The following is a 13,439-nucleotide window of genomic DNA, read 5'->3' as shown; positions in this document are numbered from 1 at the left end:
CGGCGGGTAGTCACATCATGCGAGCGCCGCGGCATGCTCCGTCAGTTCGCACGCGAATGCGGCGCAGCCGGTTTGCGGGCAGGCGGTGATGGGCGCCACCGCCCAGGCATACAGCCAGGCTTGCGGCAAGGCCGGCGCGTCGCTTCCGGAAAGCCCAGGCAGTGCGTCGGCACGCTGCAGCACATCGCCGAAAACGAGAACGAGCCGCGTCAGCACGCGCGCGTAGTCGGGGCAGGTGCCGAGGCGGGCGCGCGCGCGGCGCTGGACCATGCCCAGGGCAACGATCACCACAGGCTCGTCGGCAGCCGATGCATCGTGCGACAACAGTCGGATCAGCCGCAGGTACAGCCGCGCATAGCGCACGAAGAGTGCGGGCGGCGCGGCGCCAAGATCCGCATCGAACGGCGCGAGGGCGTGAGCGGAGGCCATGGCGTGGTTCAGAACGTGGGTGGCTGCACGCCTTGGGGCTGCGTCTGCAGGCGGGCTTCGGCGTCGGCGTACTCGTCGCCGAAGTAGCGGGGGACCGCGGCGGCCGCGTGCGCCGATGCTGCCGGCGCGTGCGGCGTGTCCTGCGCAACGCCGGCACTCGCCCCGGCCATGTGCATGGAGCCGTTGGCAAACATCCACGCAACGACGGCTGCCGCTGCGCCTGCAATGGCAATGCGTGCGGCCACGCGGCGCGGCGTGGGCCGCGGAAGATGGCGTGCGCTCATGTCACAGCCTCCATGTTGGGGATCGGTTTGGGCGGCACCACCACGGTGGCCCCGCCAACGGTGACGATGCGGTGTTCCAGATGCCAGCGCGTGGCGTTCACCAACGCCTGGCACTCCAGCGCGGCGCCCTGTGCGATCAGCGCGTCGGGGCCGTCGTCGGAGGCAATGCGCGACATGGCTTGCTCGATGATCGGCCCCTCGTCCAGATCGGCGGTCACGTAGTGCGCGGTCGCGCCGATGTAGCGCACGCCCCTGGCGTAGGCACGGCGATATGGGTCGGCGCCGGAAAACGCGGGCAGCAGCGAGTGGTGGATGTTGATGATCCGTCCCGCATGCCGTGCAACGAAGCCCGGCGTGAGCACGCGCATGTAGCGCGCGAGCACGATCAGGTCCACACGGTGAAGCTGGAGCAAGGCGTCTAGCTCGGCTTCGGCGGCTTCCTGGCCGTGCCGATGGTCGACATGTATGAAGGGCACGCCATGCTGGCTGCACAGCGCGGCCCGTTCGGGATGATTGCCGGCAACGAAGGCGATGTCGCAAGGCAGCGTGAGGGCAGCGTGCGCCTGCAGCAACGCTTGCAGGCAGTGCTCGGTGCGCGAGACGAAGATCGCCACGCGCATGCGCCGGCTCGCAGCGCTGTGCCAAGTGACATCGTGGCTCGGTGCGGATGCGGTGGCCCACCGCTGGTAGAGCCGATAGTCCTGTGCCAGCACGTCGGGGTGCAGGCGCATCGGCTCGGCGGGTGCGTGGCACTCGGCACGCACGATGGTCATGCCGCGCGCGCTGATGTGCTCGATGTGGGCGTCGGCATCGAGGTGGTCTCGCACAAAGCCGTAGATGTGCCGCGTATGGGCGGCCGGCAGCGTATGCAGCGCCGTCACGATTGCGCGGGTGCCGGGCGCGCGCATGTGGGAATGCAGCGGGTGTTCCGCTTCCAGGCCAAGATGGGTGGATGTCATGCCGTGGGTTTCCTCTCGCGCCGGGCTTCGCAGCGCATGCGAATGGGGCGTTGTGCTTTTCTGTGCGATCACGCTCGTGGTGGCGCTTAAGGCGAGAGTAGCGAGCGGCTTTCATCGAAGGCACTACGGCCTTGCGCAAGCTTGCCCATGCGGTGGCGGACTGTGCTGCGATTGTCGTAGCGCGCTGATTCGGCGATGCACAACACGAATTCTCGGAGGCGCCGCGCCGGCGGGCCGCTGCCAGAATCGGCGGATCATCTTCTTCCTGTTCTGGAGCCCGTCATGCAACGCGACGCTTCGAGCCCACCGCGCCGGAAGGCGTACATCACTTTGATCGTGGTTGGCGGCGCTTTTCTGGTGGGCGTCGTCATCTGCTGGACGATTGCCCTGCATATCCTGCGTACGCAGGTGCGTGCCTCCACGCCGCTGATGGCGGTGGTCGGCATGGGCTGGGCGGTGCTCACCATGACGCTGTCGATGGCGCTGACGATGCTGGGGGCGCGGGTGCGTGCGGCACGGCTCGGCGCGCGGCGCGGGCACGTCGTGATCAGCGGGTATGACCCCGCGTTGGCGCGGGACCGACTGATCGTGGAAGGCGAGGGCGTCGAGGCCGTCGGCGAGGCCGATGTCGAGATCACCTCCGTGCTGCCGGCGGTCGTGACGGCCATCAGCACACTGATGCTCGCGGTGGTCACGATCGGCTTGTTCTGGGTTGGCCGCACTACGCCCATGGGCGTGTTCATCGGCGGCCTGCTTTGCTATTTCATGTCGAACTGGGTGTACCGCATGTGGCCGCGCCGAAAGGTCGATGGCGGGACCGCAGCGTCGTCAGGGCGTCAGTAGTCGATGCGTGCCTGGCCGCCGGCCAGTTCCGGGTGCGCTGCCAGGATGGCGCGCGCATCGCCCATCGGCTTGCGCTTCGTGAGCGTGTTGGTGAGCGTGATGCGATAGATTTGCCCGGGCGCCACGGTGCTCAGGTCCTGCCCGGGCTCATATCCGACCACGCGGCCGTGACGGCCCACATAGACCTTGTCCGGCGTGTAGAACGGATGGAACTCGCTTGCGTCGGCATTGCCCTCAAGCACGAAATAGCGATAGCCGTGTGCCACTGCAATCTGGGCGCAACGCAACACCAGCCCGTTGTAGACCGTGGATGTGGTGGTCGTATCGTTGCCGCGAAACCGCACTTCCCACGTGCGCGGGCCGACCTGCTGCTCGGAGAAACCGCCGTAGCCCAGGTCCGGCTGGTAAGGCGTCTGGCAGGCCGCCAGGCACAGCGGCACGACAACCAAAACACAGCGGATGCGCGCGGCGAGTGAAGCCGATGCGGCGATGGGCGAGCGGTTCATGATGCGTGATCCCAATCGGGGTTGGCGCGACGGACGCTCTTCATCAGCAATGCCTTGATGGGCTCATCCGGATGGCCGAGCCAGCGCAGCTTTGCGTAGGCAGATGCCGGGCGGTCCGTCGGGTGCGGGTACTGCACATCGACCAGCACCGCCCAGGCGGCGCTGGCGTGGTCCGGCGTGTCCATGTGGAAGGCGCCGAAGATCTGCTGCGCAGGGCAGTCATGCGGTTTGCACATGTCGCCCGTGATGAAGGTCTGGCCGTCGGTGGTGCGCGCGGTGTACTCGCTGCTCGTTCCCTTGCCGGCGCGAAGCCAGGCGGGGAGGCCGGTTTCGCCGCGCAGCATGGCGTCCCACGCAGGTTGGAAACCAGGCTTGTGCGTCAGCTCCAGAAAAATGCCGTACTCGCTTGCGCGGATCAGCGTCGGCGTGGCCAGGGCCATGGCGACGATGGCAGCAGCCAGGACGAGGTATTCGATAAGGCGGCGCATAGGCGTGGCCCATCGCACGGCGCGCGTGGGCAGACAAACAGGACGGCCTAGCGTAGCCGCCGCTGCATCCGGCCGGCACTACATGGATTCGTAAGGCGTGTGCCAACCGCAATGCATCGGGATTGTTGAATCGCCCAGCTGGTTTTCCGGGGTGGCACGCGCCGCAGACGCAGAACTTTACGAAGGGTTGTAGGCAAGCTGCGTGCCCGTGCTTGTGACAATGCCCCCGCCCACGACGGCGTCTCGCGCCGTGGCCATTTTCGTTGCCTTGTTCCCCCATGTTTCCCTATCGCCCTGACGGCCTTGTCGTGCCGCGTGCGCCAGAACCGGCGCCCCCGCCTCCCCCTTCTCTGACTGCCCAGGTGCAAGGCCGAATGGCCCAGGGCTGCAGCCTGCAAGACGCCGTGCACGCCGCGCAGGCCAGCAATCCGCTGGCGAGTGCCGAACAGTTGGCGATGGCTGCCATTGCCGCGCAGGCGGCCCAACAGGCGCAGCAGTCGGCGCGTGCAAATACGAGGACAAAGCCACCCGCCGATCTCATCGATCGTGCCACCCGGCAAGTTGCCGATGCGCATGTCTTCGATGCAAAGGTGGTCGATCAGGCGGGCCAATCGTTGAAGCGGCCCGTTCAGTTGGCTGCGGGCAAGCCCGACCTGACGCGGCTGCATGCTCCGGCACCCGCGCTGGTAGACCGCATACGCGTTCAGATGCAGGCCGGCGCGACGCCCGCAGAAGCCGTGAATGTGCTGCGCGCGGAGGCGCCGAGCCAACAGCCGGATACCGATCTGGACCTGGCCGTGGCCGCGCTGATGGCGGACGCCGCAGAACATGGTGGCTCGGTTGCCAACGCGTTGCCGCTAGCCATGCGCGATCTGGGTGCGACCTTTCCTGCCGCCACGCTCACGCTGGCTTTCTCGCAAGCCGACATTGCTGTCAGCACAGACGATTGCAATCAAGCCGTGGCCGACTACCGCGAAGCCGAGCGCAGCGGTGCACCCGCCGGTGAGCAAGACAGCAAGTTGGCGCGGGCCAACGCAGCGTTGTCGCGCCTGCAGCGCGCGGTGACAAACGGCATGCGCTGCGTTGCCGACAACGCGCCCGATGCCGACGCCGCTGCGGGCCTGGTCGACGCGTTCGCTAGAACGTGCGTGGCCGCGGCTACACCGGAGCTGCACCAGCAGTTGACCGACTGCAACCGTCAGGCCGCGCAGGCAGTGCTGGCGGAGTCGTCTGCCACGCGTCATTCCAATATGGCGCTCTATCTGCTGGCCGTCGATCAAGGCGCCGCGGCCGACGTGGGTGCCGCGGCTGCAGACACCTACGCAGCATTGGCGCAGAAGCACCTGCAGGCCGCGCAAGCGCGCGTGGATGCAGCACAGACGGTGCTCCACAGCAATCGCAAGTTGCCGGACAGGCTGCGTCGCGCCGAAGCGCCTTCCGACACTGCCGCGCTCAACCAGGCACAGCGTCAGCTGATGCAAGCCAATGCCGAGGTGGCCGACGCGCAGGCGCAGCAGCAGGCCGCTGCCGCGGGCAAGGATGTCGTCTTGCCGGCCAGCGCGCCGGAACTCTCGAGCGATGCGGCATCGCTTGCCGACCTGCAACGCGCGACGAGCGGCGCATTGGCCGATTTCAAGCGGGCGCTGGGCAACGAGGTGGCGCAGGACGCGACACAGGCCTACGCGAATGACGCCCACGCTACGCTGCAGACCGCACAGCGCGCGGCATCGGCGTCGCGCGCCGTGCCCGCAAGCCTGCGCCGGGCGGAAGAGCAGGACACCCTCGGCAGCCTTCACGATGCGCAGCGCACCGCGCGCGATGCCCAGGCGCAACAGAACGCCGCTGCGGCCAACAAGCCCGTTCAGGTGCCCCAAGCCGACTGGGACCAGGGCGTTGCCGCTGCCCAGCGCGCCCATGCCGGACAAGGCTTGGACGAGGCGATTGCGCGCGCATCGTTGCGTGGGCAGGTGGACGGCGCCGCGGCGCCTCTCACGCGCAGCACCCCCGGCCTGACGGCATTCGAGCAGACCCTTGCCGGGTGCGACACCGTCACGCTCGGTCTGGTGCGCACAAGCCGGTTTGATCTCACCCAGGTGCAGACACTGCCTGCAGCGGAGCGCGTGTGGTTGCTCGGCTCGCTCTCCAGCGCAGACGCCGCGTTTACCGACCCGCGTCGCACCCAGCAGGTTGCGGGCCGGCTGCAGCAGCTCGCCATCCTCAAGCTGGCCGGCGTGACGCTCGACTGGAACGACCCGGCAGTGCAGCGCGATCCATTTCCGTGGGCAGCGCAGCACGCCACGCCCGAGCAGAAGCAGATCATGGGCCGTTGGGTGGCCGCTGCGGACGATGCCCGTGTGCTGTGGGTGCAGGAACACTGCAATGCGCAGGCGCCGGCCGGCGACCCGCGTGACCCATCGCATATCGGCGCCGTGCAGAGCGCCATGCAGATCGCAGCGATCAACCGCAACAACGCGCTCACGCCAGCCGCTGCCGGCGTTATTGACCAAATGACGGCATCGACGTTTGGGCTCGCATTCTGGTCCGATCAGATCGGGCAGTTGCTCCAGCCATCCGGGCGCGACATGGGCTTGCAGACGGTCGGCCTGGTGCGCGTGGGCCAGTTCATGAAGCAGTTGGCGCCGTACATGTCTGCGGCTGATGCGAGCCGCGCGCTCGACTGGATCAAGGCGAACTACAAGGAAGACTGGTTCGACAACAACCCCGAAGCGCTGTCCGATGCAGGCGCGTGGTACGAAGGCGTTGCCGCACTGGTTCAGGCAGCGCTGCCCGAGAGAAATCGTGGCGCCGAGTTTGCAACGTGGCTCACGGGCCCGCAGTCGACTCTGGCGCGTTACGACGCCACCACGCGCGATGCCTTGCTGGCCAGCGCGCAGCAGATGGGCGCCAACGGCGACCAACAGCTTCCCGAAGCGCTGCGCGCCGCGCTCAAGCCGGTCGACCCCGATGCGGCACAGCGCCTGGATGACTACTACCAGGGCGGGCTGCAATCCTTCGTGTCCGGCAAGGGCTACCTGACCCGTGACGACCGGGCGTCGTATGCGAAGACACAATGGGCCGCTTATCAGGCGCTTCCCGACCATGCTGCGGAAGGGCAGTTGCAAACGCTGGTGGGACGTATCAGCGAGACCCCTTATACGCCCGGGTCGACCGCTTTCCACAATGCGCTGGGCCTGTCGCTCGGCATGACGAACATCGGTACGTCGACCGATGCCCAGGCGCGCGCCAACCGCGTGGAGCAATGGCTCAACACGCCAGGAGCGCCCATCGATGCAGCCACGGAGTGGTTTACCGGCGACCGCTTGGCCGATGCGGGCAACGTCATCGGCGCGTTCGACACGGCGATTGCAAATGGCATCCGGGAGGCCGACGCCACGGCGTTCAGAAACCGCGCGCCTCGAGAGCGGTGGTCGCTCACCGTCATGCCCATGCGCGCTTATGGCGAGCAGTCCGGGCAGACGCAGATGGCGCTCGTGCGCGTGCAGGGCGACCGGGGTACCACGTTCTACGTCGGCAGCCGCGGCGGCAGCGCCGACGACCCGACGGCCACATCCAGCACCTTGGAAGATTTCCGCACGCAGACCGCATTGACGACCAAGGACCGCCTGGTCATGCCGAAAGGGGGCAACGTTGCGCGCAGCGGTGCCAATGGCGCCATTGCCATGGAGACGGTGGCCGGCCACATCAACTCGACCCTGGATGACATCAACGACGCGACGGGCATTCCGATGCTGATCGGTGGCCTGGCCCTGGGCGTGGTGGCTGCGCTGTCGACGGGGCCTGTGGGCCTGGCGGCGGAATTGCTGATCGCGTTGCCCACAGCCACGCTGGGACTGGCCAATCTTGCAAACATGGCGGGGCACGGCCGCTCGCTGACGTCGGGGGAGGCGATCGGCACGGAGCTGATGGTGGCGGCGGCCGGCGCCGCGGGTCTCGCTCGCACGCTGGAGTGGGGCGCACGTTTGCCGGCGGCGGCACGCTCTGCGGCTGAAGCAGCCGATGTCGCGGGCAACGCGTCCGCAGTCGGGCGCAGCGGGACGGAGGCGGTTTCGTCGGAAGTGTCCGGTGTGCACGCGGCGGGCGCAGTCGACGGCGTTGCCGCGGGCGCACCCGCAGCGGACCTGCGCCCCGTTCTTGCGCGAGCCGCCCAGCGCCTGCGCGCGGTGGCAGGCGTGACGGGCAGCCTGCAGGCAGCGCAAGGGCTGCAGCAATTGGCTGCCGTGTGGGACGACCCCGAGCAGCGTGATCACGCCTTGTTCATGCAGGTGATGAACTTTGCCGCCATGGTTGGGATGGCGCCGCTGATGGGTGGTGTGCGTGCGCTGCGGGAGCGGCGTGCGGCCGCGCGGGCCGATACCGACGCGAGTCGCACCGTGCCGGGCCACGCCGGCTATGCGCAACTCGGCGAGAGCAACATCCACGTGCCGCCGGACATGCTGGCCCGCATGCACGCGGAGGAGGCGGTAAGCAGTGCGGATGCGACGCGGCACGCGGATGCCTCTGGTCGCGGGGATACGGAGATCGATCTCGCCGTTGTTCATCCGCATGTGGAGGCAGGAAGAACGCGCGCGCTGCGCGCAGACGCCATTGATATCGATGTGCCGGCTTCGCTACGTGACAGGGAGCCTGCATTGCGCGAGCTGATCGGGCAAGCGACGCAGGCTTCGATGTCAGGCGGCGCATTGAGTGACTGCGTTGATGCTGTACACCTGATCCATCGCCCCGGGCAGCAAGGCAAAGTGATCGGTAATACCGCAAGGATGGCGTTCTACGTGACGGACGAGGGGGAGCGGATCATCGAGATGGATGCCGCAGCACTGGATGCGCCGTTTGAGCAGAGACTCACTGGACTGTGTGAAGAGATCGTCCATGCGCAGCGCCACGCTCGCCGTACGGCGCTGTATGGGCCTCGCTATTCGGACAATCTCAGCGTCAATGAACGCACGGCAATGCGGTTGGCGCGCATTCGTGCGCTGGCGTTCATTGCTCGGGAAGTCGGATTCGATGACGCGGATTGGACTGGGCGGCTTGTTCACGACGACGTGTTCTCGAAAGCGCTGTCCGATGCAGCGGATGCCGCCACACGGGCAGAAGGCAAGCTGTTGCCCGAAGGTATCCGGCGAGCCTGGTTTGAAGCGGGGAGCGGCTATGACGAGCCGCGCCAGCCGGAGGCTGAAACCAAAGAGATAAAAAAGGCACAGGCCAAACGACTGGGCAAAGGGTTCACCGCCTTGTGCTTTTCTCTGGCCGAGAAGCTCGCGCTCTTCCATGCAGAGAACGCCTCGCAAGCCAACCCATTCGCGCCGCTTGATATGCAGAAGATGGTGAGGATGCCGCTGTCCGATGTGCTGTTTGACGAGAATCAGCTTCCTCGCAATGTCCTCCCAGATGGCGTCACGGGCTTCAGCCTGTTGCAGGCGATGCGTTACGTCGATACCTTGCGGGGGCGCTTTGCCTCCATGGCGCCGGTCGGTAAGCAGGACATGTTGCCAAGCATGCCTTTTCAGGAAGCACTCCTGCCCATCCCGGACGGTGACCACCAGGCGTCCATCAACGATAACCTCGCGATCCCGGTCGGGGAATACGGAGAGCAGCTTTCCGCCGACATCATGCGAGCCTCAGTCGTCATGAAGAATGCCGCCCGCCGGCTTCTGGCGCATGAGGTTTTGCAAATGCAGACAAAGGACGGAGAGCTGATTGCTCACACCGACTTGGGAACCGCGATGGGCGTTTTCCTGGATGGAATCGACTCGGTGGCCAATGCAGCCATTCAATCGCTGGCCAGGAAGAACGGCGGGCCAGACGACCCGATTCAGGCGTTGCGCCTGATCATCGAGCACAAGATTCCCGATGAACTCGCCTTGCGATTCGGTTTCGGAGCGCTTGGGCCAACGCTGCTGCAGGGACGCGCATACACCGATCTGATTGTCTGGACTGACGGAAAGCCTGTGGTGAATCCAAAACTCAAGTCGGCTATCCGTCAGCAGAACAATGCGCTGACAGATGACTACGCCTACACAAATAAGCCAATGACTGGGCAGGGATGTCCAGTGCGGGGCATCCAGGTGCTGAGCGAGGCCTTCCTGCAAATTGTCGAGTCGTATGCGCAACAGCGGGACGCGGGCGCTTTCGTCCCGTTAGAAGATGTCGGTCAGCCAAAGACTCCTGCCCCCAGTCGCTTCACCATCCTTTCCGAAGAGATTCCGACCGCGCAGTTGCTGCGCGATCACGCAGCATTCAACAACGTCAACCTCGATCTGCTCGACCATGCCGAGAAGTGCCTCAGAGAGGTCCAACTGGAGCTGATACGCGCAGAGGGTGTCGTCTCCGACGAACTGCGCTCGCGCTTTCTTATCGCGATGCACGATCAGAAGTTGGCCGAAAGCGAGCGTGCGGTCATCCTTGCAGCGGGCGCGTTGCGAACTCACCTCGCCCAAAGTGGTGTGCCGGAGTCCATCACGGACAATCTGCTCGACATCCGCGAAGTCACAGGGCTTTTGGACGATGAGGCTCTGGCAACGTATGCCATGCTGATCCAACGGCTCAACACCAGACGCGAAGAGCAGCAATCTGTCTTGGCCGACAACCAAGCGCTGCGCATGGATCTGGTGGCAATCGATCAGGCTGGTGAGGGGGCTGGCAGCGAGAGCGGGGGCGCGACGGGTGACACAAATGGGCCCAGCGAGGGAGGGCCGGCCGAGCCTGGAGCCGCTCACGATATGCCACCGCCAGTGATCCCGCCCAGTGATTCCTCTCCATTGAGCTTGCCGGGCGATGAAGGCGGTGAAGGCAGTCGGGAGCTGAGAGGTATTGCGTCATCACTCACCGCCGCCTTCGATCGCGACCGAGACATCCATCGATCCGTCCGTTCTCTGGGGCTGCCCCAGAGCGAGGTGGCTGTTGTCGGCAATTCGGTTGTCGACATGCTCGGGTATCAGGCGGATCGCCCTGCCCAGCCGACCCACCTGCTGGTGTCCGAGGAACGCTATCGAGCCCTGCGAGAAGGAGAGGGCTGGACAGAGCAAGCACGCCCGGATGGTTCCCGCATTTTGACCGCGGCGGGTTTCCACGTAACCACATCTTGGGCCGGGCAGGCGTTGCCAGACATTCATGCTGCTGGCAGCGGTTATTGGGATCAAGGTGTTCGCGTGGCGGACCCAAGTCTCGCCTACGCGCAGATGCTGAGACGGCAGGCGCCTGGCGATGAACGCGATCTCGAACTGATTCGACAGCATCTGTATGGCACTGCAGCCTTGCCGCCGGAATTGCTGGCAGCCCAGCTGAACTTTGTTCGAGCGTGCATGCAACCGGAGCTTCGTCAACGCCCCGAACTGCTGGTTGCCGCCAGAAATCTCTACGTGGTGAACGCCTTGTTTGGCAGGGGTGAAGAGGAATTTCTGTTCTATAGCGGCAGCGCGGAGATCAACGCGCTCGCCGCCGCACACGGGTGGGCTCATAGCGGACTGGGCGTAAGAGATGCGCAGGCCAATATCGACATGCTCGACGGGCGCCGTGTGCGTGAGGGGTTGCCGCCGCTGTTTTCCGCCGACGACCGGGTTGCTACCGCCGTCGGTTACGCCGGCCACGATGGGCAACTCGGTCACGGCCGCATGGCGACGAATCCGGAGGGGCACGATGAACGGGTATCCGCCGACATGGTCGTGCGGCAACTGGAAGCCGCTGGCCACACAGATCCCGTGTTTCTCGAGACGGTTTATGAGGGGATCATGTCGACCACGTTCGATGAAGCGACGCGTGGACAGCTGATCGTGCCGGGTGGGCGTCACCTGCATGTGCAGAAGCTGTTTCACGGCACGGACCTCGCCTCATTACGGCGCAACACCGGGCTGACTACATCCATCGCAAACAGCGTGGAGAACCTCAGCCGCAGAAGCGCCGGTTTTGACCGGCCCTTGGCTCAGTTGATCGAGCATCTCAATCGCGAGCTTCCTGCCGGGTCGCCGCCATTGGTTGTGACGTCCATGGCGCACGCGCTGGAGTTGATCCAGGAACATGGCGATTTTCCAACTACACGCATGAATGGCGATGCCAGTACGCTGCGCGAGGACTTTGCAGATACGCTGATCGGGTCAAGCGGCTTTTATCGAAATCATCGTCACCCTGACTTGTGGGTGATGGGTGATACGCAATGGCAGATGCAGATGGGCGACGAGCTGCTGGCCCTCGGTACGCGCGTGAAAGAGGATCCAGCCTTTTCTATCCCGGCAGTACTGACCGAGGCCCAGCGGTATGCGGCCGATCACGCACCTGAGACGGCCACGCATGCGGGGCCTGACGTGCCGCCGGGAAGTCCCGCATCCGGCGATGACCCTGAACCGCCGGACCCACCCACAGGCGGTATCCGCCCCACCGGAACAGACCCGGATCCCAAACCAATAGGCGGGCCTGGAGGGGGCGCCGGTACGCCTGAGTTGGAAGCCCCGTCGGCACCAGAGACAGCCGTCAATGAGGATCACCTCGCAAGCAAACCTGGTTCCGAAGATGAGGGGATCGGTGCGCCCGACGCCAGTCCGCCCCAGGCCGAGGACGGGCAAGCCGAGCAGCGTGACCTGGCACGTGCCGTGGTGACGCTCATCCGAGCCGCAATTGAGCATCGGCGCATGCCCTCGGAACTGATCAGCAAAGCACAGGTCAGGCGGGCGGCCGGGGTGGTCGATGCGTTATCGAGGCGGCTTGCTTCGCCCGATGCGCAATGGCGGGGTCGCCTTGCCGGGCTCGCACAACAGGATCGCGCATTCGTGCAGGGGATCCTCCAGGATCTGCGGGCACTGACGGCCCCTTCCGCGCTGACCAACAAAGCTGGAGAAAACACCCACGAGCGGTATGCCAGGCTGACGCGCGACCTCGATGTCGCACGCAGATATCTGAATACCTATAGCGGCTATCTGCAGCGAGCGGCCCTTTCTGCAGGTAAGCCGTGCGCGCTGCCGCCTCATTTGTCGCTGGCGCGGTCGCTGGCGCAGACGAACACCGCCCGCGATCTGCTCAACGCTGTGCAGAAAAGGCTTGAGCCCGTTCAGCCGTACTCCAGCCGTGTAGAGCAGCGGAGTGCTACGCAGTTGGTCCTGGACGGGGCGGCCTTGAAGATCTATTCGGATCCAAGTTTGACTACGCTGCCTGCAAAGGAGCAACTGCGCTTCGCTGATCTTGCACAGCGCGCCCAGCAGTTGTCCCGCTGGCTTAGAACCCGTGATGGCGTGGCAGACGAACGTGCGCGGGCAGCCTATGAGGGCGCGCGCAACGAGCTGGCGGCCGCCGTACAGACGTATAGCAAGGAACTTGCGCAGCGCGCCGATCTGGAGTCTTCCAGGCTGGCGTTGCTTCAGCGGGTATATGCACGCGACGGCTCCAAGCCTGCCGAGGGGGCATCCCAAACGCTATCGGATAAGCCGCACTCCATCGAAGACGTGATCAGCCACATCGAAAACGCGTGGGAAAAACTCGGGCAAATGATTGAGGAACTTGAGACAGTATTCAACGCCGATGCGAGTGGTATGTCGGATTCGGCCATCCACAAACTGCTCAGGCGCGCGGCGGCGCGGATGGCGGAAGCCACGGCCGAATTTGGCAAGACGATCGAGGGCTATGCCGATGCCTCCAGCGCGAGCGGTCTCCAGGAATCGCGCTCGGCCTTCGAGAAGGACGGCGATCAAGAGGTCGTCGTCATCAACAAGGAGCCGACTGTCACGCAGGATCTGGTCGCCACTTACAAACACATGGTCCGGTTCATGCACGACGATCTTATGAAGATCGATTCACTGCAGGACATCGATGCGCTGGATGCCCCGCTGAGCGACCTGCTGGGGGAGATGCGGCATTGCGAAGAGCGGCTGCGTTCAGCGCTGGTGGAACGTACCGACGAAACCGGAGGGACTCAGTAGGAGGATGTTG

Annotated in this window: 7 protein-coding genes; 2 read left to right on the top strand and 5 right to left on the bottom strand. The window is 65.3% G+C overall.

Going from position 1 to position 13,439, the window contains the following annotated elements:
* Positions 1 to 15 precede the first annotated feature (15 nt).
* From N511_RS24055 to N511_RS24580, 3 genes are read right to left on the bottom strand one after another with little or no spacing between them, the layout of a single operon-like run.
* Positions 16 to 429 carry a hypothetical protein gene (locus tag N511_RS24055; protein WP_037026598.1) on the bottom strand — a complete coding sequence of 138 codons (414 nt, stop codon included), beginning with the start codon at positions 427 to 429 and terminating at the stop codon, positions 16 to 18.
* Positions 430 to 437: 8 nt separating this feature from the next.
* Positions 438 to 713: a hypothetical protein gene (locus N511_RS0110675; protein ID WP_027679284.1), complete on the bottom strand. Its 276-nt coding sequence runs from the start codon at positions 711 to 713 to the stop codon at positions 438 to 440.
* Complete coding sequence (locus N511_RS24580) at positions 710 to 1,672, bottom strand: formyltetrahydrofolate deformylase (protein WP_051530891.1); 963 nt, start codon at positions 1,670 to 1,672, stop codon at positions 710 to 712. Before N511_RS24580 ends, N511_RS0110675 begins: the two co-directional genes overlap by 4 nt.
* A gap of 282 nt (positions 1,673 to 1,954) precedes the next feature.
* Here N511_RS24580 and N511_RS0110665 point away from each other — a divergent pair, with 282 nt between their 5' ends.
* Positions 1,955 to 2,515, top strand: a complete 561-nt coding sequence (locus N511_RS0110665; protein WP_027679283.1) for a hypothetical protein — start codon at positions 1,955 to 1,957, stop codon at positions 2,513 to 2,515.
* On the opposite strand, the gene N511_RS24575 is transcribed toward N511_RS0110665, so the two are convergent.
* Both N511_RS24575 and N511_RS24040 read right to left on the bottom strand, forming a co-directional pair.
* The gene (locus N511_RS24575; RefSeq protein ID WP_051530890.1) at positions 2,509 to 3,021 is read right to left on the bottom strand and encodes a CC0125/CC1285 family lipoprotein; all 513 of its coding nucleotides are present in this window, start codon (positions 3,019 to 3,021) and stop codon (positions 2,509 to 2,511) included. The two genes, N511_RS0110665 and N511_RS24575, sit on opposite strands and share 7 nt — an antisense overlap.
* A complete protein-coding gene (locus tag N511_RS24040; RefSeq protein WP_051530889.1) occupies positions 3,018 to 3,509 on the bottom strand; it encodes an Ivy family c-type lysozyme inhibitor in 492 nt (163 codons plus the stop codon). Before N511_RS24040 ends, N511_RS24575 begins: the two co-directional genes overlap by 4 nt.
* Before the next feature lie 374 nt (positions 3,510 to 3,883).
* Here N511_RS24040 and N511_RS0110645 point away from each other — a divergent pair, with 374 nt between their 5' ends.
* Positions 3,884 to 13,429, top strand: a complete 9,546-nt coding sequence (locus N511_RS0110645) for a hypothetical protein (protein WP_027679282.1) — start codon at positions 3,884 to 3,886, stop codon at positions 13,427 to 13,429.
* Positions 13,430 to 13,439: the final 10 nt, after the last annotated feature.

Source organism: Ralstonia sp. UNC404CL21Col, from assembly GCF_000620465.1.
GTDB lineage: Bacteria > Pseudomonadota > Gammaproteobacteria > Burkholderiales > Burkholderiaceae > Ralstonia > Ralstonia flatus.
Note: the sequence above shows the minus strand (reverse complement) of the source record. Positions and strands in the feature narration are given on the sequence as shown.